General features: G+C 59.2%; 26 protein-coding genes, 1 tRNA gene and 2 pseudogenes. 19 read left to right on the forward strand and 10 right to left on the reverse strand.

Annotated features, from left to right (window positions below; all coding sequences use genetic code 11):
* The first annotated feature begins 6 nt into the window (after window positions 1–6).
* A complete protein-coding gene (locus tag BM317_RS15075) occupies window positions 7–957 on the forward strand; it encodes an alpha-E domain-containing protein (protein WP_092168577.1) in 951 nt (316 codons plus the stop codon).
* A complete protein-coding gene (locus tag BM317_RS15080; protein ID WP_092168580.1) occupies window positions 954–1,757 on the forward strand; it encodes a transglutaminase family protein in 804 nt (267 codons plus the stop codon). Before BM317_RS15075 ends, BM317_RS15080 begins: the two co-directional genes overlap by 4 nt.
* Before the next feature lie 157 nt (window positions 1,758–1,914).
* Here BM317_RS15080 and BM317_RS15085 read toward each other — a convergent pair whose 3' ends face one another.
* Window positions 1,915–2,727, reverse strand: coding sequence for a c-type cytochrome (locus tag BM317_RS15085; RefSeq protein ID WP_092168750.1), 813 nt, complete (start codon window positions 2,725–2,727; stop codon window positions 1,915–1,917).
* Window positions 2,728–3,336: 609 nt separating this feature from the next.
* Here BM317_RS15085 and BM317_RS15090 point away from each other — a divergent pair.
* From BM317_RS15090 to BM317_RS15100, 3 genes are all read left to right on the forward strand, one after another.
* Complete coding sequence (locus BM317_RS15090; RefSeq protein ID WP_092474837.1) at window positions 3,337–4,542, forward strand: acetyl-CoA C-acetyltransferase; 1,206 nt, start codon at window positions 3,337–3,339, stop codon at window positions 4,540–4,542.
* A 25-nt stretch (window positions 4,543–4,567) separates the two neighbouring features.
* Window positions 4,568–6,712, forward strand: coding sequence for a 3-hydroxyacyl-CoA dehydrogenase NAD-binding domain-containing protein (locus BM317_RS15095; protein WP_092168586.1), 2,145 nt, complete (start codon window positions 4,568–4,570; stop codon window positions 6,710–6,712).
* An 89-nt stretch (window positions 6,713–6,801) separates the two neighbouring features.
* On the forward strand, window positions 6,802–7,536 hold the full coding sequence (locus tag BM317_RS15100; protein WP_092168589.1) for an amidotransferase: 735 nt from the start codon (window positions 6,802–6,804) through the stop codon (window positions 7,534–7,536).
* Window positions 7,537–7,710: 174 nt separating this feature from the next.
* Here the strand turns inward: BM317_RS15100 and BM317_RS15105 are convergent, their stop codons facing one another.
* The 3 genes from BM317_RS15105 to BM317_RS15115 all read right to left on the reverse strand — a co-directional run bounded on the left by BM317_RS15105 (window position 7,711) and on the right by BM317_RS15115 (window position 10,556).
* On the reverse strand, window positions 7,711–8,682 hold the full coding sequence (locus tag BM317_RS15105; protein WP_092474840.1) for a magnesium and cobalt transport protein CorA: 972 nt from the start codon (window positions 8,680–8,682) through the stop codon (window positions 7,711–7,713).
* Window positions 8,683–8,815: 133 nt separating this feature from the next.
* Window positions 8,816–9,538, reverse strand: coding sequence for a 1-acylglycerol-3-phosphate O-acyltransferase (locus BM317_RS15110; protein ID WP_092474843.1), 723 nt, complete (start codon window positions 9,536–9,538; stop codon window positions 8,816–8,818).
* Window positions 9,539–9,866: 328 nt separating this feature from the next.
* Window positions 9,867–10,556 (reverse strand): crotonase/enoyl-CoA hydratase family protein, encoded by a 690-nt coding sequence (locus BM317_RS15115; RefSeq protein WP_060741273.1) that lies wholly within the window; start codon window positions 10,554–10,556, stop codon window positions 9,867–9,869.
* A 308-nt stretch (window positions 10,557–10,864) separates the two neighbouring features.
* Between BM317_RS15115 and BM317_RS15120 the strand changes: the two genes are divergently transcribed.
* Both BM317_RS15120 and BM317_RS15125 read left to right on the forward strand, forming a co-directional pair.
* Window positions 10,865–10,954 (forward strand) — tRNA-Ser (locus BM317_RS15120).
* Between the two features lie 220 nt (window positions 10,955–11,174).
* Window positions 11,175–11,660 (forward strand): nuclear transport factor 2 family protein, encoded by a 486-nt coding sequence (locus BM317_RS15125; RefSeq protein ID WP_092168753.1) that lies wholly within the window; start codon window positions 11,175–11,177, stop codon window positions 11,658–11,660.
* 3 nt (window positions 11,661–11,663) lie between these two features.
* Here the strand turns inward: BM317_RS15125 and BM317_RS15130 are convergent, their stop codons facing one another.
* On the reverse strand, window positions 11,664–12,479 hold the full coding sequence (locus BM317_RS15130; protein WP_092168599.1) for a DUF1206 domain-containing protein: 816 nt from the start codon (window positions 12,477–12,479) through the stop codon (window positions 11,664–11,666).
* A gap of 186 nt (window positions 12,480–12,665) precedes the next feature.
* Between BM317_RS15130 and BM317_RS15135 the strand changes: the two are divergent.
* The 5 genes and pseudogenes from BM317_RS15135 to BM317_RS15155 all read left to right on the forward strand — a co-directional run.
* Window positions 12,666–13,232: pseudogene (locus BM317_RS15135) on the forward strand (NAD(P)-dependent oxidoreductase); the annotation flags it as partial.
* Between the two features lie 253 nt (window positions 13,233–13,485).
* Window positions 13,486–13,818 carry a type II toxin-antitoxin system HigB family toxin gene (locus BM317_RS15140; protein ID WP_092168602.1) on the forward strand — a complete coding sequence of 111 codons (333 nt, stop codon included), beginning with the start codon at window positions 13,486–13,488 and terminating at the stop codon, window positions 13,816–13,818.
* Window positions 13,815–14,453 carry a helix-turn-helix domain-containing protein gene (locus tag BM317_RS15145; RefSeq protein WP_092474847.1) on the forward strand — a complete coding sequence of 213 codons (639 nt, stop codon included), beginning with the start codon at window positions 13,815–13,817 and terminating at the stop codon, window positions 14,451–14,453. Before BM317_RS15140 ends, BM317_RS15145 begins: the two co-directional genes overlap by 4 nt.
* A gap of 69 nt (window positions 14,454–14,522) precedes the next feature.
* Complete coding sequence (locus BM317_RS15150; protein ID WP_092168608.1) at window positions 14,523–15,293, forward strand: class I SAM-dependent methyltransferase; 771 nt, start codon at window positions 14,523–14,525, stop codon at window positions 15,291–15,293.
* Between the two features lie 62 nt (window positions 15,294–15,355).
* Window positions 15,356–15,916 (forward strand): GNAT family N-acetyltransferase, encoded by a 561-nt coding sequence (locus BM317_RS15155; RefSeq protein WP_092168611.1) that lies wholly within the window; start codon window positions 15,356–15,358, stop codon window positions 15,914–15,916.
* A gap of 34 nt (window positions 15,917–15,950) precedes the next feature.
* Here BM317_RS15155 and BM317_RS15160 read toward each other — a convergent pair whose 3' ends face one another.
* Entirely contained in the window at window positions 15,951–17,006 is a 1,056-nt protein-coding gene (locus tag BM317_RS15160; RefSeq protein WP_092474850.1) for a S1C family serine protease, read from the reverse strand.
* Window positions 17,007–17,275: 269 nt separating this feature from the next.
* On the opposite strand from BM317_RS15160, the gene BM317_RS15165 reads away from it, so the two are divergent.
* From BM317_RS15165 to dapF, 4 genes and pseudogenes are all read left to right on the forward strand, one after another.
* Window positions 17,276–18,436, forward strand: coding sequence for a PDZ domain-containing protein (locus tag BM317_RS15165; RefSeq protein WP_092474852.1), 1,161 nt, complete (start codon window positions 17,276–17,278; stop codon window positions 18,434–18,436).
* A gap of 269 nt (window positions 18,437–18,705) precedes the next feature.
* A pseudogene (locus BM317_RS15170) lies at window positions 18,706–18,912 on the forward strand (transcriptional regulator); the annotation flags it as partial.
* A 14-nt stretch (window positions 18,913–18,926) separates the two neighbouring features.
* Window positions 18,927–19,292 (forward strand): VOC family protein, encoded by a 366-nt coding sequence (locus BM317_RS15175; RefSeq protein WP_092474855.1) that lies wholly within the window; start codon window positions 18,927–18,929, stop codon window positions 19,290–19,292.
* Window positions 19,283–20,086, forward strand: coding sequence for a diaminopimelate epimerase (gene dapF, locus BM317_RS15180; protein ID WP_092168623.1), 804 nt, complete (start codon window positions 19,283–19,285; stop codon window positions 20,084–20,086). The genes BM317_RS15175 and dapF overlap by 10 nt, the downstream gene beginning before the upstream one ends.
* A gap of 133 nt (window positions 20,087–20,219) precedes the next feature.
* Here the strand turns inward: dapF and BM317_RS15185 are convergent, their stop codons facing one another.
* Window positions 20,220–20,780, reverse strand: coding sequence for a nucleotidyltransferase family protein (locus BM317_RS15185; RefSeq protein WP_092168626.1), 561 nt, complete (start codon window positions 20,778–20,780; stop codon window positions 20,220–20,222).
* A 74-nt stretch (window positions 20,781–20,854) separates the two neighbouring features.
* Here BM317_RS15185 and BM317_RS15190 point away from each other — a divergent pair, with 74 nt between their 5' ends.
* Window positions 20,855–21,670 carry a suppressor of fused domain protein gene (locus BM317_RS15190; protein ID WP_092474859.1) on the forward strand — a complete coding sequence of 272 codons (816 nt, stop codon included), beginning with the start codon at window positions 20,855–20,857 and terminating at the stop codon, window positions 21,668–21,670.
* A gap of 100 nt (window positions 21,671–21,770) precedes the next feature.
* Window positions 21,771–22,394, forward strand: a complete 624-nt coding sequence (locus BM317_RS15195; RefSeq protein ID WP_092474861.1) for an SMI1/KNR4 family protein — start codon at window positions 21,771–21,773, stop codon at window positions 22,392–22,394.
* A gap of 47 nt (window positions 22,395–22,441) precedes the next feature.
* Here BM317_RS15195 and BM317_RS15200 read toward each other — a convergent pair whose 3' ends face one another.
* Both BM317_RS15200 and BM317_RS15205 read right to left on the reverse strand, forming a co-directional pair.
* Window positions 22,442–23,116 carry an HD domain-containing protein gene (locus BM317_RS15200; protein ID WP_092474864.1) on the reverse strand — a complete coding sequence of 225 codons (675 nt, stop codon included), beginning with the start codon at window positions 23,114–23,116 and terminating at the stop codon, window positions 22,442–22,444.
* A 62-nt stretch (window positions 23,117–23,178) separates the two neighbouring features.
* Window positions 23,179–23,649, reverse strand: a complete 471-nt coding sequence (locus tag BM317_RS15205) for a hypothetical protein (RefSeq protein ID WP_092168639.1) — start codon at window positions 23,647–23,649, stop codon at window positions 23,179–23,181.
* 129 nt (window positions 23,650–23,778) lie between these two features.
* Between BM317_RS15205 and BM317_RS15210 the strand changes: the two genes are divergently transcribed.
* Window positions 23,779–24,165, forward strand: a complete 387-nt coding sequence (locus tag BM317_RS15210) for an Imm41 family immunity protein (protein WP_170842312.1) — start codon at window positions 23,779–23,781, stop codon at window positions 24,163–24,165.
* Between the two features lie 95 nt (window positions 24,166–24,260).
* Here the strand turns inward: BM317_RS15210 and BM317_RS15215 are convergent, their stop codons facing one another.
* Window positions 24,261–25,316 carry an alpha/beta hydrolase family protein gene (locus BM317_RS15215; RefSeq protein WP_092168645.1) on the reverse strand — a complete coding sequence of 352 codons (1,056 nt, stop codon included), beginning with the start codon at window positions 25,314–25,316 and terminating at the stop codon, window positions 24,261–24,263.
* Between the last annotated feature and the right edge of the window lie 14 nt (window positions 25,317–25,330).

Here is a 25,330-nt window from a genome sequence, read left to right on the forward strand (position 1 = left end):
GCTGCCATGCTGAGTAGAACCGCCTCGGACCTGTACTGGATGTCGCGCTACCTGGAGCGGGCGGAAAACCTCGCGCGGATGCTCGACGTCAGTTATTCGTTGTCACTGATGCCCCAGGACGGGCGTGGCGACGGCCTGCACGAACTGGCCATGCCATTGCTGATCACTGGCACGCTGGACGATTACCGGGAGCGACACGGCGATCTGCACGCCGAGCGCCTGCTGCATTTCTTTGCCCTGGAAGCGGCCAACCCGGCCAGCATCTACAGCTGTCTCGGTTCCGCGCGGGCCAGTGCCCATGCGGTACGTGGCCGAATCACCGCCGACATGTGGGAAAACATCAACGCCACCTGGCTGGAAATTCGCGGTATCGGCGAGCAAGGCTTGAATCGCTACGGCATGAGCCGTTTCTGCGAGTGGATCAAGGAGCGCTCGCACCTGTTTCGTGGCGCGACCTACGGCACCATCATGCGTAATGACGCGTTTCGGTTCATTCGCCTGGGGACCTTTATCGAAAGGGCCGACAACACGCTGCGCTTGCTCGATGCCCGTTACGAAATGGCCGGCGACCAGGCCGATGCAGTCAGCGATGGCACGGCCCACGCCTACTACCAATGGAGCGCCTTGTTGCGGGCCTTGTCGTCCTTCGAGGCCTACACCGAGATCTACCGTGATGCCCCGGGCGCTCGCCATGTAGCCGAGTTGCTGCTGTTGCGCGCCGACGTGCCGCGCTCGCTGCGTGCCTGTACCGAAGAAATCGACCAGATCCTCGCAAGCCTGCCGGGCACCAACGGTCGGCAGGCACAACGGCTGGCGGCGGAAATGGACGCACGGCTGCGCTACACCGGCATCAGCGAAATCCTCGACGGGGGCCTGCATGCCTGGCTCACCGAATTCATCCCACTGGTCCGTGAACTGGGCAACACCATTCACAGTTCCTACCTGGAGGTCATATGAGACTCTCGATCAGCCACGAAACGGCCTACCACTATGACGATCAGGTTCGCGCCAGCATCCAGTACCTGCGCCTGACGCCCCACGACAGCGAACGCCAGCATGTGCTGAGCTGGCAGCTTGATTTACCACGGCCGGTGCGGGCGCAACTGGATCCGTTTGGCAACATCCTGCACGTGCTGACCCTGGATGAGCCCCACGAAACGGTCATCATCGGCGCCCGCGGACAGGTGGATATCGATCCGTTGCGCGAAGCCGAACACGAGAGCCAGTCGGCGCTGCCATTCCTGCGCTTCACCCGGCTGACCGAGGCGGACGAGGCCCTTCGAGCCTTCGCCGCGCAGCAGTGCCAGCAGCGTCGCGACCGCACAGCGTTGATCGACCTGATGCATGGGTTGAATCAGCACATGATCTACACCCCTGGCACCACGGCAGTCGAGACCAGTGCAGCCCAGGCGTTCGCCGGTCGTAGCGGGGTGTGCCAGGACCATACCCATGCCTTCCTGGCCTGCGCTCGTAGCCTGGGGGTGCCGGCACGGTATGTGTCGGGTTATCTGTTCAGCGGAGAGAGCGAGCACCTGGCGAGCCATGCCTGGGCAGAGGCCTGGCTGGACGACGCCTGGTACAGCTTCGACGTGACCAACCAACTCGCCCGCCCGGAGCGCCACCTGAAACTGGCCGTGGGCCTGGATTACCTGGACGCCTGCCCTGTGCGTGGCATGCGCCGCGGCGGTGGTGGCGAGCAGATGCATGCCAGGCTGGTCGTGACTCCGGCGCCGGTGATCACGGTGCAACAACAATAACCTTGCCCCGTAGGAGCTGCCGAAGGCTGCGATCTTTTGATCTTTTGATCTTTTGATCTTTTGCTTGAAACTCAAGCGTCGGGGAAAAGATCGCAGCCTCGTTGTACTCGTCAGCTCCTACGGCTTGAGGGGACAACCTCGTCACAGTGGTAGCGGATTATTGGGCTGGGGGCTGCTTGCGTCCCGCCATATGCTTCAAGTAACCCACCAGCAAATCCAGCTCCGCATCCGGCAACACCGCTGCCGAGAACCCGGGCATCTTGCCCTGGGGCCAGCGTCGCAGGCCTTGCGGGTCGCGAATGTAGCGCTTGAGGAAATCCCCGGAGAAGTATTCGGTGGGATTGAAAGGAATGTTCAGGTCAGGGCCGAACTGTGCATCGCCAGCGCCATTGAGCCGATGACACGCCAGGCAGTTCTTCTGGAACAGCGCGAAACCTTTATTGATCGGGTCGTCCTTGGCCAGGTTGGGCGCCGGCAGCAGGGCCGGGAAGCGTTCAGCCACCGCCGACAGGCGCTTGATGCTCGCTACCGCATAGGGCCATTGTTCCGGGCTGATGCGACCCGCCTGCGGGTCGGTCCAGACCAGATAGAAAGGCCCGGCACTGGACTTGCCTTCCCCCAGCGACGGCCACGGCTTGGCCGGGTCCTCGATCGCCAGCCAGGCCCGGGCCCCGCTCTTGTTGAGTAATGGCGCCGCGGGCATCTCGGCAGCGAAGCCGTCCAGGGCAACGGCCTGCAGGTGGTCGTCCGGATGGATGCCCGCCAACAGTGACGTCAGCGGCACGGCTCGATAACTCATGGGTTTCTTGTAGGAAACGTCCTCAGCAATCTCGACCGTTTGAGCGTCCGGATGCTTGAGCAGTTCTTCGGTTTGCCAGGTACGCGTGCTCGCGCCCAACTCCAGCACCAGTTGCGCGGCATAAAGGGGCGTGCTGAGCAGCAACGCCCCGAACACAATGAGAGCTTTCAAGTCGATCGCCTTCCATGTCGAGAGGGTGGCCGCAAAGGTTGGCACAGCCATCGCAGCTCGAACAGTGAACCCATCACATTTTTTGGCGACACAACGTATTGGATGAAGCAGGTGCCCGCGCAGGATTCAGCCAATCACCTTGGTGATATTCGGCAAAATCAACAGCAGCGTCGTGGCAAAGAGAATGAGTCCGGCTTGACGAACTTTCGAATGTTTGAACATGGCTGATCCGCCTTTTTTGTTATGTCCTGAAAACCAGCCTGCATATCCATGATGGCTGGCGTTGCACTTCCTGTTCCGACAAGCGCCTCGGCAAAACCCGACGACTAACTTGTACAAGGATTACATTAGGGGCCGCGGCCGCCTTGGCTTAGATCCAATTCGTATCAACTGGGTACTTATCGCTATTAAAACAGCATGAGGCCTATTGCCACCTTCCTGCCGGCCCTTTTGCTAGACAGCTTGCCCTCCTGAATCGGTTAACCCGATAGCTCGCTACCGTTCGTCTGAGCGTGGCCGTCAACGCCATTGAGCGCTGTGGTCATTGAATCCGGCGCCGCTGGGCTTATGGTTGGAGGCGTCGCATTACCCCGTGGTTTCGAGGATGTCATGACCCAAGCTTTGATTTTCGACGCATTACGCACGCCTCGTGGCAAGGGCAAGGCTGATGGCGCCCTGCACAGCGTCAAGCCGGTGAACCTGATGGGGGGCCTGCTCAGTGCCTTGCGCCAGCGCATGGATTTGGACACCAGCCAGGTCGACGACATCGTGCTCGGTTGCGTGACGCCCGTGGGTGAGCAGGGTGCCGATATCGCCAAGACTGCTGCGTTGGTGGCCAATTGGGATGTCAGCGTGGCCGGGGTGCAACTCAATCGTTTTTGCGCCTCGGGACTGGAAGCGGTGAACCTGGCGGCGATGAAGGTGCGCTCCGGGTTCGAAGACCTGGTGGTGGCCGGCGGCGTTGAATCCATGTCCCGGGTGCCCATGGGCAGCGATGGCGGTGCGTGGGCGCTGGACCCGCAATCCAACCTGCAGGGCCACTTCATTCCCCAGGGCATCGGCGCCGACCTGATCGCCACCCTGGAAGGCTTCAGCCGCGAGGACGTCGACCGCTACGCACTGCACTCCCAGCAAAAAGCGGCACGTGCCCGGGCCGACGGTTCGTTCGATAAATCCCTGGTCGCCGTGCGGGACCAGAATGGCATCGTGTTGCTGGACCACGACGAATTCATCCGCGCCGACTCCACCCTCGAAGGTCTGGGCAAGCTCAAGCCGAGCTTCGAAGCCATGGGCCAGATGGGCTTCGACGGCACGGCGCTGCGGGTCTACAGCCATGTCGAACGCATTCATCATGTGCACACGCCGGGCAACAGTTCCGGCATCGTCGACGGCGCGGCGCTGATGTTGATCGGTTCCGAAGCCAAGGGACGCGCCATGGGCCTGCAACCCCGGGCCCGGATCGTCGCCACGGCCGTCACCAGTACCGACCCGACCATCATGCTTACCGGCCCGGCGCCGGCCACCCGCAAGGCCTTGGGCAAGGCCGGGCTGCGGGTGGAGGATATCGACTTGTTCGAAGTCAACGAAGCCTTCGCCTCGGTGGTGCTCAAGTTCATCCGGGACATGGCCATCGACCCCGCCAAGGTCAACGTCAACGGTGGCTCCATCGCCCTGGGGCATCCCTTGGGGGCTACCGGCTGCGCAATCCTTGGCACGTTGCTCGACGAGTTGGAGGCGCGTCGCCTGCGCTATGGCCTGGCGACCCTCTGTGTCGGCGGCGGCATGGGCATTGCCACCGTCATCGAACGCCTCTGAGCCCAGACTTCAAGGAACATTTTTCATGACCGCTGCCATCCGTTACGAAACCGGCCAGGACCGGATCGTCGTCCTGACCCTGGACATGCCGGGCCAGAGCGCCAACACCATGAATGCGCGCTACCGCGAAGCCATGGCCGCTTGCGTCACCCGTTTGAAGGCTGAAAAGGACGCGATTGCCGGTGTGATCATCACCTCGGCCAAGCACACCTTCTTCGCCGGTGGTGATCTCAATGAACTGGTCAAGGTCGGCAAGCCCGAGGCCAAGGCGTTCTACGACATGGTCCTGCTGCTTAAAGCGCAACTGCGGGCCTTGGAGACCCTGGGCAAGCCCGTGGTGGCGGCCATCAATGGCGCGGCCCTAGGCGGTGGTTGGGAGATCTGCCTGGCTTGTCATCATCGCGTGGCGCTGGAGCAGCCATCGGTGCAGCTCGGCTTGCCGGAGGTCACTCTCGGGCTGCTGCCGGGGGGCGGTGGGGTGGTGCGGATGGTGCGCCTGCTCGGTTTGGAAAAGGCCCTGCCGTATCTGCTCGAAGGTAAGAAGGTCAGTGCACAACAAGCGCTGCAGGCAGGATTGATCGATGAGCTGGCCAAGGATCGTGAGGAACTGCTGACCAAGTCCCGGGCCTGGATTCTGGCCAACCCCAGCGTCGTGCAACCCTGGGATGCAAAGGGCTATCGGCTTCCGGGCGGCACGCCGTCCGACCCGAAAGTCGCGCAAATGCTGGCGATCGCCCCCTCGATCCTGCGCAACAAGACCCAGGGCTGCCTGCCGGCACCGGAGAAAATCCTCTGCGCGGCGGTGGAGGGGGCCCAAGTGGATTTCGATACCGCGCACCTGATCGAAACCCGCTACTTCACCGAACTGACCACCGGCCAAGTGGCGAAGAACCTGATCGGCACCCTCTGGTTCCAACTCAACGAGATCAAGGCCGGTGGTTCTCGCCCACAGGGTTTTGCGCCTTATCTGACGAAAAAAGTCGGCGTGCTCGGCGCGGGCATGATGGGGGCGGGTATCGCCTATGTCAGCGCCGTGGCCGGCATCGCGGTGGTACTCAAGGATGTCGATCTGGCGGCGGCCGAGAAGGGCAAGGCCCGTTCGGCGGCGTTGCTGGATAAAAAGGTCGTCCGTGGCCAACTCACGGCTGAGCAGCGCGACGCCACGCTGGCGCGGATTCAAGCCAGCGACAGCAATGCTGACCTGGCCGGTTGCGACTTGATCATCGAAGCGGTGTTTGAAGATCGCGCCCTCAAAGCCAGCGTGTCGGCTGCGGCCCAGGCGGTGGCGGGCGACGATGCGGTGATCGCCTCCAACACCTCGACCTTGCCCATCACCGGCCTGGCCATGGCCGTTCCGGACCCGACGAAGTTCATCGGCCTGCACTTCTTCAGCCCGGTGGAAAAAATGCCCCTGGTGGAGATCATCAAGGGCGCGCGCACCAGTGACGCCACCCTGGCTCGGGGTTTCGATTTTGTCCTGCAGATCAACAAGACGCCGATTGTGGTCAACGATAGTCGCGGTTTCTTCACGTCGCGGGTGTTCGGTACCTTTACCAAGGAGGGCATCGCCATGCTCGGCGAGGGCGTGAGTGCACCGATGATCGAGACCGAAGCGCGCAAGGCCGGGATGCCGGTCGGGCCCCTGGCGATCTCTGACGAAGTTTCCCTCAGCCTGATGAGCCATATCCGCGCGCAAACCGCCAAGGACCTGCGCGCAGAAGGGAAAACGCCGATTGAGCACCCGGCATTCGCCGTGATTGACTTGCTGCTCAACGAATACAAGCGGCCGGGAAAGGCCGCCGGCGCCGGTTTTTATGAATACCCGGCCAACGGGCAAAAGCACCTGTGGCCGCAGCTGAAGAGTCGCTTCGAGCAAGCCGATGGGCAGATTTCGCCCCAGGATATCCGTGATCGCCTGCTGTTCATCCAGGCCTTGGAGACTGTGCGTTGCGTGGAGGAGGGGGTGTTGACTTCGACGGCCGACGCCAACATCGGCTCGATCTTTGGCATTGGTTTCGCGGCCTGGACCGGCGGTGCGTTGCAGTTCATCAACCAATACGGCCTGCAGGACTTTGTCGGTCGCGCCCAGTATCTGGCCGAGCAATACGGCGAGCGCTTCTCACCGCCGGCCTTGTTGTTGGAGAAAGCCGCCCGGCACGAACTGTTCTGACAGACCTGGGAAGGGGCTTGCCTTGGAACCATGTTTCAGGGCAGGCTCTGGTGTGTGCAGTATTCCCATCATCGTGTCAGGTATTTTTTATGTCGCTACGCATCTGCATTCTGGAAACCGATATCCTGCGTCCGGAACTGGTCGACCAATATCAGGGTTACGGGCAGATGTTCCAGCGCCTGTTTTCACAGCAGCCCATCGCGGCCGAATTCATCGTGTACAACGTGATGGAGGGGCATTACCCCAGCGATGACGAGGTGTTCGACGCTTATCTGGTGACTGGCAGCAAGGCTGACTCCTTCGGCACCGACCCTTGGATTCAAACCCTCAAGACCTACCTGCTGGAGCGCTACCAGCGGGGCGATAAATTGCTCGGTGTGTGCTTTGGCCATCAGCTCTTGGCGTTGTTGCTGGGCGGCAAGACCGAACGCGCCACCCAAGGCTGGGGTGTCGGCACCCATCGCTACAAACTCGCCGCCAAGGCGCCGTGGATGAGCCCGGTGATGGAAGAGCTGACCTTGCTGATCAGCCATCAGGACCAGGTCACCGAACTTCCCGAAAGCGCGACCGTCATCGCCTCCAGCGATTTCTGCCCGTTCGCCGCCTACCATATCAACGATCAGGTACTGTGCTTCCAGGGCCACCCGGAGTTCATTCACGATTATTCCCGGGCCTTGCTGGAGATTCGTCAGCAACACCTCGGCGAGCAGATCTACAGCCAGGGCTTGGCGAGCCTGGCCCACGAGCATCACGGCACCACGGTGGCGGAGTGGATGATGCGTTTCGTTGCACACAAGCCGCAGGCCGAAACCACCCAAGGCTAACGATCACCCCTCTCCAATGTGGGAGCGAGCCTGCTCGCGATAGCGGTGGATCAGTTTGGCGTTGATGTCGGATGTGCCGCTGTCATCGCGAGTAAGCTCGCTCCCACAGGGGATGAGCGGTGGGAAGCGAGCCTGCTCGCGATGCAGGCCGCGCAGTTCCCCAGGAGAGCGGGTCTACAACCATCCCGACCGCTTGAAACTCGCCCACAAAGCCGTACATCCCACCCCGATGAATCCGAGTACCAGAAAGTAGCCGTAGTGCCAGGTCAACTCCGGCATGTTCTCGAAGTTCATCCCATAGATCCCGGCCACCGCGGTGGGGAATGCCAGAATCGCCGCCCACGCTGCAAATTTGCGCTGCACCACGCTCTGGCGTGAGGCTTCCAGCAGCACCCCGACTTCAATGGTCTGGCTGGCAATGTCCGCCAGGGTGGCCAAGTCTTCCATTTGCCGCGTGACGTGGATCTGTACGTCGCGGAAGTATGGTCCCATGTTCTTGTCGATAAAGGGGAAGTCCAGCCGCTGCAGTTCCTCGCTGATCTCCACCATGGGCGCTGCGTAACGACGCAGGCGCAATACATCGCGGCGCAAGCTGTGCAGGTTCTGGATGTCTCGCTCATTCAGGGCGCTGCACAGCACGTTGCGCTCCAGCTCATCGATCTCGGCGTGAATGGCTTCACCCACCGGTTGGTAGTTTTCGATCACGAAATCGAGGATGGCGTAGAGCACGAAATCTTCGCCGTGCTCCAGCAGGATAGGACGAGCCTCACAGCGCTGTCGGACGTGGGCGTAGGAGGCTGAATGACCGTTGCGAGCGGTGATGATGTAGCCCTTGCCGGCAAAGATATGGGTTTCGATGAACTGCAGCTTGCCGTCCTTGCGTATCGGCGAATACGTGACGATAAACAGCGCATCGCCAAAGGTCTCCAACTTGGGCCGGCTGTGTTTCTCCATGGCGTCTTCGATGGCCAATTCGTGCAGGTTGAATTGACGCTGCAGGTTGGTCAGCTCCAGGGCACTGGGCTCTTCGAGACCGATCCATACAAAATGACCAGGTTTGGCAGCCCAGGCGCTGCCTTCGTCGAGGGTTATGTTGGTGATTTTCTTACCGGCGCTGTAAACCGCAGCAGCAACGACTCTACCCATAATGGTGGTTCACTTCTTATTGGAAATGGCAGTGGCAGGCAGTGTTCAGCTTAACGCGCCCTGTAGCATGAGAGTCAGCAAAATCTGCGGAGTTCGGCGGCAAAAGAAAACCCGCCGAGGGGCGGGTTTTCCATTACGCGGCTTGTAACTGCTGGTCCATTGTCGCGATGCATTCGCGCATCTGCTCACGGCATTGGGCGATGAGCCGGGGCATGTCATCCATGCTCAATCCGGCCGTCGGAATCGCCGGCAACGAGCGTATGAGGATGTCACCGCTGCGCCAGCGATTGAGGCGCATGTGCTTGATGTAGCTGCTGACGCACACCGGAATAATCGGGACTCCGGCGGCGATTGCCATCTGGAATGCGCCTTTCTTGAAAGGCAGCAGATCCTCGCCCAGATTGCGCGTGCCTTCCGGAAAAACCCAGATCGAGGTGTCCTCGTGCTGCAACGTATGGGTGGTGGTCAGCATTGACTGTCGTGCCTTGATCGCGTTGCCACGGTCGATCAACACATTGCCCGCCAGCCAGAACAACTGCCCGAACAGCGGCACCCATTTCAGGCTCTTCTTGCCGATGCACACGGTGCGGCGCGGCACCACGTTGCCGAACATGAACAAGTCATAGTTGGATTGATGGTTGGCGATGATCACGCAGCCGTTGGGTTTGTCCACTAGCGTGTCGACCTGCGTCCGGACCCGCAGGCGCAAGATGCACATGGCCGGCAATGCGTACAGCCTTGCGCATAAACGGCTGTTGTCCGGATTGAACGGTCTGCACAGGCCCAGAATCACCCCGAGCACACCCGCCAGGACAAAGTGCAGGCCCATCAACAACATACGCAGTACAAACAGCATCTACAGGCCCTATCGGGACAAAAGGTGGCGCAGTGTACGGATGTGCACTGTTTTCGGCAATTGCCCCTATAGAGGTCGGAAATGGACGATGTTTAAGCGCATGTTTCCACATTGCGTGACGGAAGCGGTCTAGAGCGGTTGCGGACTTTTAAACGGCGCGCGTAGGAAAAAGCCCCGCTCTAGGGGAGGGGGGCATCTGTGGCGAGGGAGCTTGCTCCCGTAGGAGCTGACGAGCGGAGCGAGGCTGCGATCTTTTGATCTTTCGCTCCGGACTCAATTGGTAATGGAAAGATCGCAGCCTCGCTCCGCTCGACAGCTCCTACAAGCGTCAGCCCATATGCTCCTGATCCAGCAAAATCGCAGTGTCCAGTGTCTCCAGCAGGGCCTTGCGAACTTTCAGCTTGGTGTTCTTGTGGGCGGACATGTTGATTTTCTTCAACTGACGCGCTGCTTCCAGAGCTGCGCCTTGCAGTTCCTCGGCCGACACCACCTTGTCGAGGAAGCCCGCATCCACAGCGCTCTGGGGATTGAACATCTCGGCATTGATCACCGAACGGTGAAACGCCGACTTGCGCAGGCGATCACGAGCCAACTCGATACCGGCGTGGTGCATCGTCATGCCGATCTGTACTTCGTTCAGGCCAATGCTGAACGGCCCTTCCACACCAATGCGGTAATCTGCCGACAACAGCAGGAACGCACCTTTAGCCACCGCATGCCCCGGGCAAGCGACAACGACAGGGAAGGGGTGCGACAACAGGCGACGGGCCAGCGTCGAGCCAGCCGTGACCAAGCTGACTGCTTCCTTGGGACCGGCGGTCATTACCTTCAGATCGTAGCCACCCGACAGAATCCCCGGCTGCCCGGTAATGATCACCACCGCCCGATCCGCCGTCGCCTGGTCCAGCGCAGCGTTGAACGCGGCAATCACATCCGGCGAGATGGCGTTGACCTTGCCGTTGTTCAAGGTCAGGGTCGCGATACCGTCTTCGAGATGGTAGGCAATCAAGTCGCTCATGACGCTATTCCTTGTAAGAGAAGTGTCGCAGACGTTACCCACCGCCGCAGGCCAGGTAAAGCACCGTGACTGACTCACCGGTCAGCCCCAGGCCCCGTAAACAGCCTGGCCCGCCCATCCCGCCAAGCCTTCATCTATAGAGCATTGCCTATACAGCCCCGAAGATTGGCCGGTTTGCCCTGCCCAGACGGGTTTTGAATGCCCAGCCAAGCTTAACCGCATGAAAATTCTGAAAAAAACCTTTGCCATCGGAAAAGCTTTCGACTACATTAGCGCGCCTCGACAGACTGAACAGTTTGCCGAGATACGGTGAAGTGTCCGAGTGGCTTAAGGAGCACGCCTGGAAAGTGTGTATACAGGAAACTGTATCGAGAGTTCGAATCTCTCCTTCACCGCCAAATTCGATATACACAAAACCCCTGGTTTCCCAAGAAACCAGGGGTTTTGTGGTTTCTGCTGTCTGCAAAAACAGCGATATCGACAATATCCGCCCAGTCCCTTCACCAAACAGCATCAGGCAAATCTGCAACAGCATCGAGCAACAGCCGCCAAGCGCATGCCGTTAAGGTTCCCCTTCATCGATTGCATTGTTGGAGAAAAAACATCATGACTACGCGGATGAGTTTGGCTTTGAGCCTTCAGGCTGTTGCTTTGTCCTGGATCGTTTCATCGAGCCCCGCCTGGGCATCGGAAACAGCGACTCATGCCAATACGGACCTGGTGCGCCAAGCGTTCATGAACTGGCAGCAGGGCAAAGGCACGGTATTCGATTTGCTGGCGCCCGGTGCCATATGGACAGTCAGCGGATCGAGCCCGGTTTCAGGTGTGTATAACAGCAAGGCCGATTTAATGGAGCAAGCCGTAAGGCCGATCAGTGCCCGGCTGGCGACGCCCATTTCTCCTACTGTCCAAAGCATTATCGCCGAGGGCGATGTCGTTGTGGTGCTGTGGAACGGTGAGGCAACGGCCCTGGATCGCAAGCCTTACCGCAACACCTACTTATGGCATATGACATTCAAGGACGGCCAGGTCACCGAGGTACAGGCCTTTCTGGACACCTACGCGTTGAACGACCTTATGCATCGCATAAAACCTGGGCAGTAAGCGCTACGTTTGCGAAACGCCGGGCACATCCATATTGATCTTGCGCCAGGCCGCTTCGGCAAAGCTGTAGACCGAAAAAGCGATCAGACCCAGTGCCATCGCCATCAAGAGCACACCGCCAGCCGGCAGGTTCTGCAGCGCGTCGAGGGCGTCTTTCATGCCGGGTGGGTCCATGGCCTTGTAGGTCGAGCCGCTGATGATCAGCAGCAGGGCGATTTCAATGAAGACGACCCCGCGGGCGATCAGACCGAAGCGCGATACCGGGCGCACATAGCGCATGACGTCTTCGTCTGCTTCAAAGTACTTCTCGAACGTCGCCTTCCACCCCTTGATGATGTGAGCGATGCCCACCCCGAAGGGCACCAGGGCGATGAGGTAGATCAGCAGGTTCGAATGGTCCCAGGACAGCAGGCGTGCCAGCAGGTCCTGGGTCTGTCCGCCACCGGAGCCGCCGGAGCTTTTCAGCCCGCTGACGAGCAGGCTCAACGCGAAGAATGCGAGCGCGCCGTTGATGAGCCCGCCCGTCAGCAAGCCTGCGCGGATCACCAGGCCCTCGAGTGCCTTGCCGTGATGATCGACGTCGCGAGTGGCCTGCAACACGCGCCATCCGGCGAAGGCGAGCAGGCCCATCACCACCAGACCCACCAGGGCGTGGCCGAAAGGTTGGCTCAATAGCGTTTCCAGGCTGCTGTGGCTGTCTTTCGGGTTGCTTGAGTCGCGAGCCGCCAGCAGGGCGAAGATGCCCATGATCAGGTAAATAACGCCTCGAGCGGCGTAGCCACCTCGTGCCAGGAAAACGAGGCTTTGGTGTGGAGACATAGGAGCAGATTCCAAAGAGGTCATACAGGAGCAGACCCCTGGCATGGCGAGTGGGTTCGATCAGTGTGATAGCGGTAGCGGCGGTGTGGATCCTGCGCTGATTTTTAGAGTGGCAGTGAATCAGTGGCGAGGGAGCTCGCTCCCGCTTGAGTGCGAAGCACTCATAGGAAGGCGACACAGATAACCTGGCCCCAGAGCCCGACGCCACTGGCTCCGTTGTCATTGGCCCGGCAGGTGTCCGGCATGCGCATCGGCATCGTCGGCATGGGCCGGGTCGGTCGCGCCGTGGCAACCCGCGCCGCCGCGTTCGGTTGTCCGATCAGCTATACCGATCTGCAACCGATGAGGGACGTGAACCACACCTTCATTGCCGACCTCAAGCAACTGGCTCGCGACAGCGACGCCTTGATCCTCGCGGCGGCCGCCGACAAGGCTGAAGCCATCATCGATGCCGAGGTGTTGCGCGCCTTGGGCCAGGGCGGTTACCTGATCAACGTGGCCCGCGGCAAACGGGTCAACGAGCCCGACCTGGTGGCGGCGCTGACCGCCGGGGAAATCGCCGGTGCGGCGCTGGATGTGTTTGTCGATGAGCCGCACGTGCCCGAGGCGTTGTTTGGCAATGAGCAGGTGGTGCTGCAACCGCACCGGGCGAGTGCGACGTTGCAGACCCGCACGCGGATGGGGGAGATGGTGGTGGCGAGTCTGGTGGACAGTTTTGCCGGGAAGGTGCCGCAGGGGTGTGTGACGGGGTGAGATGTGGAGCTTAAGGCGGTTGCGAGACGATCAAATTGATGAACTTGCTGTGTTGAGGCGCAGGTAAGGTCTCAGATGGTGTGATGGTCTGGGTTCATGCTTTTGTCTCGGAATGTGTAGGTGATTCCCCATTTAGCCCACGGCTGCCGCTTAAGTCGCCTACTTGCCATGGTGTGAGTCCCGCTGCTGCCAACACATCGAAGTTGTGAAAAAACACAACCAGAGTACCATGGGCTCAAAGACAAGGAAGCCTATGGATATACTCACGCCATCACGTTTTGACGACGCTGCAATTTTGTATCCGAACGACAAGGCTGGACTTGATCGTTGCCTGCGCATTTTGAGGATGGCTCGCCCCAAGGCGTTCGCGGACCTGCAAAAGCTTTTCGGTACGCACGGTGTCGATTTGTTCAAGCCCAGAGCCGCAATGAATTGGGTTGTGATCGAGGTAGGCGGAAATAATCTCAGGGTGATAGGGGGTGTCAACTACACCCGGCAGAAGTTCTACGTCAAACACATCTACACGCATGCTGATTACGACGTGGCCAACGCCTGGTATGCAAGGAACAAAGGGGTAAAACGATGAGCGCAGACCGGAACGATTGCCAGACCGTGATCGCAACGCTTGGTGAGCTGCATGCGGTGCTGGAGCGCTTGCGCGGCGAGTTTGTGCATGGCATCGAGACCCCCGCCGACTATGAGCGTGCGACCGACTTGCTCGATGAACTCACCGACGGGCGTGAGCTGAGCAAGACCGAGGAGAAAATTCTCATTGAACTCGAGGATGAAATCCTGGCCTACCAGCGCGACTCCGACCAGTTTCGCGAATCGAATGCCGCTTTTGAGGCGACATGCACCCCTGTGCAACTGATCAGGGATTTGATGGAGACGCTCGGGCTCACCGGTTCAGATCTTCCTGAAATCGGTGATAAAACAGCGGTGTCCAAGGTGCTCAGTGGGAATCGGCCCATCAGCCACAAGATGGCGTACGCACTGGCAGAACGCTTTGCGATGGAGCCGAGTGCTTTCTTGCCGCCAGCCCCGGCAAAGGCTACGCCTATCCAAACCGTTCGTCCTCCCGCCAAGAAAACCTCAGCTCATTTCCGCTTTCGTAGCGACCCTTTGACCGCACATTCGGTTAAAGAGGTGCGTACTGGTGCATACAAAGTGGTGGTTTCGAAAGGCCGCAGAAAGACAGTTGAAGATCCGGAAAACGGCTAGGCAATCATTCTCCTCTTCCATCCAGGGGCAGCCCAGCTAATGTAACATTCACAATGAGGGTCGTTGCTCATGGCAAACATTCAGAAGGCCGCCCAGATTGGATACTCATCGCAAGCCCACACTTATGCCAAGGGGCGCCCGAACTACCCGAGTGAACTCAGTGCCTGGCTTAAACAAGAATTGGATCTTCTTCCGGGATCGGCAGTTATCGATCTAGGGGCCGGTACAGGAAAATTCACTCGATTGTTGAAGTCCATGGCGCTCGATGTCATTGCAGTCGAACCGGTTGAGGCCATGCGTGCCGAGTTTGCCCAAAGCCTGCCGGACGTCAGGATTGTGGAGGGGACGGCAGAAAGTATCCCGTTCGAATCTGGAATGGCACAAGCAGTGGTGTGTGCTCAGGCCTTCCACTGGTTTGCAAATGAAAAAGCACTTGCCGAGATTTACCGAGTGCTCAGGGCGAATGGCCGATTGGGCCTGATCTGGAACGTACGTGATGAGTCGGTGGACTGGGTGGCTGCTATCACTGATATCATCACTCCATACGAAGGCGATACCCCGCGTTTTCATACCGGATCGTGGCGGTTACCCTTCACAGGAAACTACTTTTCGACTCCTGAACTGACCTGCTTTCGATACACACATTCCGGAAGCGCCAGGGAAGTCATCATGGACCGGTTCCTGTCGGTGAGTTTCATCGCCGCCTTGCCTGCCGCCGAAAAGGCCACGGTGAGTGATCAGTTGCAGCATCTTATCGACACGCATCCCTCCTTGAGGGGGCGTGAAACTATTGATTTCCCTTATCAAACCCAAGCCTATCTGTGTCGCCGTCTGGATTGAGGACAGCGCTGGAGTGGGTTGTTTTTCAAGGACACCATGATGTTTGAATAAGGACTTTCATGATGCAAACCATCCCCACATTCCAAACCCGCCGCCTCATCCTCACACCCCTCGAACTGACGGACGCACCGGCGATTCAACAGTTGTTCCCACACTGGGAAGTGGTCCGTTACCTGGACAGTCGCGTGCCTTGGCCCTACCCGGATGATGGCGCGCTGACGTACGTGCGCGACCATGCGCTCCCCGCTGTCGCCGCCGGATGCGAGTGGCACTGGATGATCCGGATTGCCGACGATCCGCCACAACGCATCGGCAGCATCAGCCTGTACGACCAGCCTGGCAACAACCGAGGTTTCTGGCTGGCGCCGCAATGGCAGGGAAAGGGCTACATGCGCGAAGCGTGCGAGACGATCAACGCCCATTGGTTTGAAACCCTGGGACGCCCGGTCATGCAAGTGCCCAAGGCGGTGGGCAACCTGGCTTCGCGCAGGGTTTCGGAGCGCGAAGGCATGCGCATGATCGGGACTCAGCAGGGGGACTTTGTCTGTGGACGTCTGCTTAAAGAGGTCTGGGAGATGACGCGTGAGGCGTGGTTTAAAGCGAAAGCTTTATCGAACACCTGATTCCCGCGCCGCCCAGAGCAATCCATCGAACGCGTTATTGACCCGCCAAAGGACGCCACGCGGTGGTCTGCAGATAAGGCCACTGTTTGAGCAGCAGACCGCGCGTTGTTTCTACGCCCTGCAAGGTTTCAGTGCAATTGACCATCGCGGTAAAGCTGCGAGTGGTCAGCATGAAACTCTCCGACCCTAGCGCCTGGCACTGCTCGCTGGCGCCGATGGGTTGGCAGAACATCGGTTGCATTTTCACGTCGTAGCCTTGGGCCCGAGTGAATGCCTGGAACTCCGGCATGGCAAGACGAGCCGGTGTGCCGCTCAGTGCCGGGCCTTGCCAGACGGGGGTGATAAGGCCCCTTGATGGATAGTCGCTCAGCCCCTGGACTTGCCTGGCCTCGAACAGGGCAAAGCAGAACGAAGTATTTGTCGCGTTATTGCTCGCTGACGATGCAACGGGGGCGGCCAAGGGGAGGCTCGGCGTCGGCGCGACGACTGCCGCAGGCGCAGGTGCTACCGAGGGCGTCATGCCCGATGAGTCGCCTACTTCCACCAGCACATCGATGGGAGCCCGATAACGCCACACCTTTAGCGGCGCCGCGAAACCAGGTCGAATACGGCTGGCGACGGCGGTCAGCTCGGCTGGGCTATTGACCGAAGTCCCGGCAATTTGCAAAACGATATCACCGGCCAACATGCCTGCCTTTTCAGCGCCACTTCCTGGTACGGGTCCCAAGACCAAGACGCCACTGACAGCGGCTAAGCCGAATTGCCGAGCCACCGTCGGTGTAACAGGGGTGATGTGCAGGCCCAAGGTTCCCGACTGATTGGACGCGGGGGCGGGCGTTGCCGCTGGCGTCACGGATGTCGGAGCCACCATAGCCGCGTTGGGCACAGGGGCGCTGCCGGCTGAACAGTCGCGTTGTGTGGCGACCTGTTGGATCACGAGGTTAACGGGGTCGGCGGCCATGTTGGGGTATTGTTCCCAACCCCGTTTGGTTGCCAGGAACGTTTCACAATCCATGGCGTAGTAGGTCGCCGGGTCTCTGACCTTGCGCAGGTATTCCGCTGTTTCGGCTCGCTCGGCGGCGCTGTACATGGGGTTGACGCAAGACGCCAGGAGCGGGGAGAGCACCAGTATTGCAGCAAGGCATTTTGTCGACATGGGCTTCTCTGGGGTCGTGGCGTTCAGGCGGGTCCAGGCAAGGTACTATTTGGCCATCATCCTGTCCAACCTCAAACCAAGCACTTCGTTGCCGTGGTGATTGAGACGGGCGGCATCCGGGCGAACATGCATTCGATATACAACTTAAAGGCACTTTGCCATGATGCGGCACGATCCATTCGAATCCATCACTGAGAAGCGAAATGTCTGCTCCTGCCTTCAAATCAAGCACCAGGCTCGCCGTTGTACTTTCGCTCACTGCCTTGGCTGGCTGTGCCTCTGATGGCGGTCTCGGTGAGGCGGCGGTAGTCGGTGCGATGCTGCTTCCCATGGGGGGAGTGGACACCAGCGTAATGACCAGTGCCGTAGGCCTGGCGGCCGGCGCCTATGTGGTCTCCTCGGTCGCGACAGCGGACTCTGCCAGCGTCTCTCCGGCGACCTCCACCATTGCCGCGCCCCAAGGCCTGCCGCCCATTGACCTGCAAAAACTGGTGACCCGGGAAACGCCCGACCGCTATCGCTCCAAGTCCTGTGAGTACATCGAAATGTCCCTCAGCGAAGTGCCGATGTACCAGGCGAGCGCGGAGCCGGTCATGAAGCAGGTCGCCACGGCTCGAAAAGAAGCGGCCAGCCAGGTATGGCTGGAAAAAGCTTGCCAGCCCGCCAATTTACCTCGCGGCCGGATCGGCGCCAGCATCGACACCATCGATCCGAAGCGGGCCATGGCCCTGTCAATTCCCCCGGCCGGGGTTGTGGTGCTGGCGACCGTTCCGGGGAGCGGTGCGCAACAGGCCGGGATCTTGCCTCAAGACGTGATCGTGGCGGTGGATAACGGGCTTATCGCCGATTCAATCGATTTCAGGGTGGCCGTTGCAAAAGCGTCAATTGGTTCGCGGGTGAACCTGAAGGTATGGCGCAACAACGCGTTCAGCATCGTGCCGGTTCTGGTGGGGCCTGGCGGGACTCAAGTATCGATGACGCCGACGGTGATGGCGAACGGCGTAGCTGCTGCGGTTCCGGCCGATGCACTGTATTGCACCGCCGTACTGTCCACCCAGCATACTTACGGCGCTAGCGTCAGCCCGGTCAAATTGATCCCCGGAGCCGCGAGCGACATGCAACCCTCGCTCAAAAACTACATCGCCAAGGTGAAGCAGGAACAACCTGGCGTTTGGGGGGATTTCAAACTTAACAGCGCTGTTTGTGCACCGGGTGCGGTGGTGTGCATGGCCGAGGCCAAGGGGCCGAGCGGCAAGACCCAGAACGCCTTCGAGTTCTGCCACGCGACGCAAGCCAAGGCGGATGCCGAACTGGCCCAGATGCGCCAGGGCGATCCGAAGGCGGTGCTTGTTGATTGGCCTTGAGCGGCAATCGTTTTCTGCGGTTATGATCCAGCGGTTTGAAGTGCTGGAGTGCCCTGGAGGCATGCGCATGATGGGGACGCTGTGGTGCGTTGCTTAAAGAGGTGGGTAATCGGGAGTACCTGTCACCAGAGTCAACGGATGACCAGTCGACCTTTTTCTCGAACGACGCCGTCAATCTCGGCGGGTGCGCACTGCGTCACTTGCACCAGCAGACCGGATTGAGTCAACTGGACTGCGCACTGATTACTCGGGAAGCCTTGAACAATTCTGCGCTGGCGAACGAACTGCCTCCGCTGTTGCTGACACGAGTCGACTCTCCCCAGGGGGAGCTGACGTTCATGTCAACGTTCACAACCTTCGGCATGCCGCTCGACATCACCATGAGCTCATTGCGTATCGAGCATCTGATTCCTGCCGATGCCAAGACCTGGGAGGTCATGACCAAGGCATATGAGCAAGCGCAACACTCACAATGATCAAGGAAGACCCCATGCAACCGTCACTCAATCGAATCATGCTGTATGTCCGGGACGTTCAAGCGACCTGCACTTTTTATGAGCGTCACTTCGGTTTTACCAGAGAAAGAAAAGTCGATGACCGCGTCACCGAATTGAGCCCTGCAAACGGTGGCGCGATCCTCATGGTTCACCCTGCGGGGAAGGCCGTTAAAACGGGGCAAGTCACCGTAAAGCTTGTTTTTGATCTCCAGGATGTAGAAGGTTTCAAGGCAAAGTGCCTGGCCCAGGGCCTGAAGTTTGGCGCGACGCACAGGGCAGACGGTTACTCTTTTGCCAACGCCAAAGACCCTGACGGTAATTCCATTTCTATCTCCAGCAGGGCGTTTGCATGCAACTGAGCTTTCATAAGATGCATGCCAATGGCGATGACTTCGTGATTGTAGATTCGCGAAATTCGGCCAGTGCGGTGACGAGCGCCATGGCCCAGCGGATGGGGGATCGGAACCGGGGCATAGGCTTCAACCAACTCGCGGTGTTGCTCGATTGCGACGATGCCGATGCGCGGGTGATGTTCTGGAACGCAGATGGCTCCGCACTGGATGTTTGCGGCAGCGCGACACGAGGTGCGGCGGACCTGCTCATGGGCGAAGCAAATGTGACTTCGCTGGTGCTGCGCACTAACCGTGGTTTGCTTACTTGCGAACGTACCCCCACCGGCGATATTTCCGTCGACATGGGCGTGCCGCTTTTCGGCTGGTCGGACATTCCCTTGGCGCAAGAGCTGGACACCGCCATCCTGCCACTTGCCGGTAGCCCGGCCACGTGCAGCATGGGAAATCCCCACTGCACCTATTTTGTCGATGATCTGGCTGGCGTTGATATCGCGACGATCGGAGCGGCCATCGAAATCGACCCGCTGTTCCCGCTCAAGACCAACGTTCATTTTGTCCAAATCATTGATCGCACACATATTCGGTTGCGCATCTGGGAGCGCGGGGCGGGTATTGCGCTGGGGTCGGGGTCCTGTTCCTGCGGTGCGGTTGTCAACGGGATTCGTCGTGGTTTGTTAGACAGCATCGTCGAGGTTGAATGTGATGGCGGCAGCGTGACGGTGCGATGGGATGGCCTGGGCGCGGTCTTTCTCATCGGGCCGGTGGAGGCGAGTTTTTCGGGGACGATGAGTCAAGGCTGAGTGGATAGGATGAACTCCACAGAACCAGTGCCCACCGCCAATCTCCTGCGGGAGCGAGCTTGCTCGCGAAGGCGGCAGCAAGTGACATACATAGTCTTAAAGATCCCTCGCCACAGGATTATGGCGGTTTGCTTCATTTCTCCATAATGCTGAGCCACGGCCAGCGAGCCTGATAACTTTTCGCCTTCTCATCAAACAAATCCGGCTGGGGATTTCTTGGATTCATGCGAAGGACGCCTTGCTCTACATCGTCCAGGCCATAGGGCGCATAGACCTCACCGGTTTCAACATCCAGCCCGATACACGTACCCGCGATCAAGTAACGATCAATGCCATCCTTGGCCGACTGTAGCTGAGGATACGGCTTGCCAAACCGCTGGCCGTACCAAAGGTGGACGCGCGCCTGGTTCTTGATCTCGATGTTGACGTCGAGGTCCTGGAACAGACGCTGGGCGGCGCTGATCACTTCATTCTCGGCCTCCCAAGACAGGTCGGGGTCGAAGTAAAAAACGTCGTAGTCCTTCACGCCCCAGGCGGGTGGGCGCTGCGACTGATGATTCCAGACGGCTTGGAACAGGCAGCCAGCCGTGAGCATGCATTGATTCAAACCGAGTGAAGGCAAGCGCGAAGTGATTTGCCCGTTGATTGGATTGGTCATTGCTATGCTGACCAAACTTTCGACCGTCAACGTCATATTCATCCTTTTGAAATCGATCCAAGCGTAGTGACTGAGCCTACATCAATTGCAATTTTCGGATAGGAACGCCCATGAATTTCTTCAAGAAGCTCTTCGGTTCATCGAAAGCCCCTGAAACCCAAAACGACCAGCCTGCGCCGCAACCCCATGAGCTTGATGACCTGACCGAGGCTGAAGCCGCCAATCTGGCCGTCCGGGAAGCTGGCGCAGCGTGCCTGGATCGTCATTGGAGCGCTGTCGGCACGGTCGAGCGGGATGTCCTTGCCTACCTGATCAGTCCGACCTTTTCCGGCGGCCCGTACTGGCCTTCGACCCGCCAGGCCTACCGCGTGGTGCGCCGTGGCGACACGATCATTCTCGCCACTGAAGGCCTGTCCGATCCGTTCGATGATACGGAAGGAATGGGCAACGGCTTCGAAATGGAGTTGTTCGTCGAAACCGCGGATATACCCGAGCATGCTTATGGCCCGGTGGGAGAGGTCGACCCTTTCAAACGCAGCTGGGCATTCGAGCTGGTGGAACACGTCGCCAAAACGGTGGCCGACGCGGGTGGCATCACCCACCAACTCGACCAGCACGGGGCGCTATCCCTTGAACTTCCCGGGCTGAGCCAATCGCACCACATGAGCGATCAACTGCCCAAACTCTTCGTGACCGATGACGACTCCACGGGCGTTCTGCTAGGCGCCCCACTGCCGGATTTCCCTACCCAACTGGATGATATGCCCTTGTCCCCGGTCAGGTTGGTGCCGGTGGTATTGATAACCGCGGCGGAACTGGAGTATGTCCGTTCCGGTGGACGAGCGGCGCGGGAAGACCTGGTGAGCCGCTTGAAGGCGGCGGGCGTTGGGCATATGAGCAATCTGCATCGGGCGAGTGTGGTGTGAGGCCGGAGGGCTGTCGGCCAAAAAACAACCTCAGTGAATAGTTGCTTTTTTGTAAGATCGATTGATACCGCGTCCCATCCAATATCCTTTCGAGACATCAATGACTGACTATCGTGGACTCATCCTCGAAGACACCCGTGAAGGCGCCACCGACCTTGCCATCGCGCAACTGGAAGCCAGCCTGGGTGCCCGCTTGCCGGACGACTATCGCCAGTTCCTCAAGACCTGCAACGGCGCTTACGTGGAGTACGATGTGCTGGCCACGCTCGCCAATGGCGATGAGGAGTTGCTCAGCTTTTCACTGTACGGGCTGGACCCGGACAAAGAGTATGAATCCAACCCCTTCGAACTGGAGCAACTGCGGGCTCAGCCCGGCTTCCCCGCGACGGGATTGTTGCCGATCGGGCGCGACGGCGGCGCGAGTATCTTGCTGCTGGATTTGCGTGAAGGGCGCCAGGACGTGGCGGCGATGGTGGCGGGCTTACCGGCCTGGACCGGGCGCCGTCAGCAGGGCGATGAGTATGTGGTGCTGGCTGACTCTTTCAATGGTTACTTGGACGCGTTGCATTTATCGCAAGAGCGGATCGAGGAGCATATCAATCACTTCATCATCAGCCCTGAAAGTATTGAGGCGACGTTGGAGTGGCTGGATAAGGGAAGTCCGGGGTGGCGGGAGCGGTATCGGGAGTTGTGGAATGCGAGGGTTGTGGATCGATTGATCTGAAGCCTGATCCGATGGCTGAAACCCGATGTCCCGAATGACGCCGGTCTTCAGTCGAGACGGTCGATGGCGCGTGCAAGATTGGCCCGTGCCTGCTGCTCGAATGCGTCGAAGTACGGTGCACTCGTATAAATGCGCCCGCGCGCCAGAAAACCTTCAAGGACCTGGCGGCGCTTTTGGCGGTACGCAGGCAGCGGTACAAATTGGTACTCGCGGCGAATTTGTTGGTCGTATTCCTCGAACAGCTCGAACGCTGCCCCAAGGATCGCCAGATCCGTGTCCACCAGCACCGCTTCGTCTGCCGACGCCGGAGCAGCGTCGTGTCGCGTCACCATCACCAGCTCGTAAAGCCTTTGGCGCGTTTCATCGCCCAGGCCGTTATCACGTGCCACATCATCCAACCATTGGGCACTGCGCAGCTCGTTGTCGCTGCGAAGAGGATCGTAGATCGCATCATGGAACCATAGCGCGAGGTCGACTTCGGCGGGGGCCGGGCAGGCCGCGTTGACGAATCGGCGCACCTGAAGGCATTCCTGCAGATGCTGGAGGGTGTGGTAAGCGCGGTGCGGCTCGCCGTAGCGTCGAATGAGTGCTTCGTACGTCTCTTGGGGCGCGCATCCGACGCCAAGCTCCGCCCAGACGCGAGCCCAGGCGACGAAACCCGTGCTATCAGCCATGGCGAAGTTGGCCGGAAACAGAGCGCTCTCTTCTGGCGAGTCCGTCATTGTTTCTCCTGCGTTTCGAAGCTGTCCCTGTAAATTTTCTCATTGGAAGAGAGGATGGCTCATCACATTTTTGTTTTGATGGCGCTAATGGCTGCTAGGTAAGCGCTATTTCCGATTCCGACCTGACCCCAGACCTTGCGACTCTCTCCTCCTTGACGGTCGTATTGTTCATCCGCATCCCATAGCGTCAGGATTTGGTTAGGAAATAGGTATTCATATCTTGAGAATTCATGCGAACCGGAATTGTCCGAAGCAGCCATCAGCGAAAACACGTCGATGGCAGAGTGCCTGAAGACATCGATGCCCTTGAAGACGAACGTGACGTTCGGGTTTCCAGAGACACCAATGAAGCTGACTTCATCGTTTGGTCCGTGGGAAACCTGCATGCAGGACTCGCAAAAATAATCGACGCTGTTCCGGGAATGCTCGAGTGGGAACCCAATGGCGGCCATTGCTTGCCTCGCTACAGAGCGTGCTACACCAAGACGCACAGGACCAATAGCTTCGAGCGGTAAAATTTCAAAAGCAGGCATTTCCTGGTTCCGTAAGGTGGATGGCTGGACAACAGCTCCGTTGGGGAGGGCGCGGGAGTTTTTCGGGATATTATCCGAGAATGTCAACTCGGTACGCTGTCGACCTTATCTGATATGGAAATCATTAACATGGATGCGCACGCTCTGATCGCCAGAAATTTCGTCGGGTGCGAAGCATACGAAGACGCCTCGTTCATCGGACGGTTACACGAAGCAGGACTCTGGGATCGTGACGAATACTGGCTACTGGAATGGGCACTTTATCAAATCGCAACAGAGGCAAGCTTCAGCCAAGCGCTCTCACATAGGGTGTTCGAGATATTCAGCTACAGCTTTCTGTTATTCGGGTGCCACTTTGATCGCAAGGATCTCTTCAAGATCCGAAATCTAAAAAGAAAGCAGATCTATGATTTTCGCGAGAGATTCCAGATGGTTTTTGAGGGCTTCTTCGCAGGAGAAATGCCGACACCAGCTCGCTTTGACGAACCCAATCCGTGGCTCGTAGGGGCTCGGTGATTCCGACAGGACGGGATTAATAGTCGCTGATGAGTCTGGGCGCAAAAATGGCTCCCCAGGCCTTCTTCGAACCGCTTTAAGTCAGTACCACCCGATTACAAGCTACCTTCTTTATAACCCGATGACTGCGCCAAAAACGCTGCGATCAGCGATGCAACCTGCTGCTGAATCACCCCCCGAGCACGACCACCATCACCATCGCGACAAATGATCCCATCCCCTCGCACTTCCTCCTCAAGCATTTCCTGCGCACCAGGCTTACACATCGACATGAAGCTGAAATGGCTCGCATCGCTGATCTCGACGTAACGGCTTGACGCTGGGGGCAGGCGCTTGGCCAGGTTGGCAGATTCCAACTCAGCGGGAAGCTCTTGCGACGGTACACCGGCCGCGATCACCAAGGCGGGGACCGGCAGTGCGGCCAGGCTTTTATCGGTCAGGCCCCGCGAAAGGCCCAGGTCCAATGTCACCACCGCAGTAACACGTTTATCGCGCCAATCGGCGGCCAGTTCGGTCTTTGCTTCTGAGGTGCTGGCGGGGTTCATTTGTTTGTAAACCGTGCAGCTGGATAACTGCAAATGGGCTTTGCAGTCCTGGGCGAAGCGCTCTGGATCGAAGCGAGCGCCGGCGATCTCCAGGGCGGTCCAGCCGCCGAGTGAATGGCCCACGGCTGCAATTCGATCATCGGCGACCCGACCAAATTTTTCAGGTTGAGTCGTGACCGCATCGATGGCTCGGCGCAGGTCGACGGGTCGCTGCCATAACTGCGCCGCTGCTTGGGGGCTGCGGTCATGGGTGGTGCTGCCGGGGTGGTTGATGGCTGCGACGATGTAACCCTTCTGGGCCAAGGCGCTGGCCAGCCAAATCTGGTTGCTCCAGTTACCCCTGTAGCCGTGGGAGAGCACCACCAGTGGGTGTTCGCCCGCAGTTGGCGGCGCGTTACGCACGGCGGACGCGCCGACAAACACCGCATTATCGGCGATCAGTTGCGGGGCCGCGGTGGTTGCGCTCGGGTACCAGACAACCATCTCCAGTGCGCGGCCATTGTGCGGATCCGGTAGGGTGGAAGATTGAAAACCGATGGGGGCTTCGTCAGCCAACGCGGTCGTTGTCAGGCAGGCCAACAACAGGGTGCCGAAAGCTGTTTTCAATGTCGTTCTTCCTT

Source organism: Pseudomonas sp. NFACC24-1, from assembly GCF_900115235.1.
Taxonomy (GTDB): Bacteria; Pseudomonadota; Gammaproteobacteria; order Pseudomonadales; family Pseudomonadaceae; genus Aquipseudomonas; species Aquipseudomonas fluorescens_AA.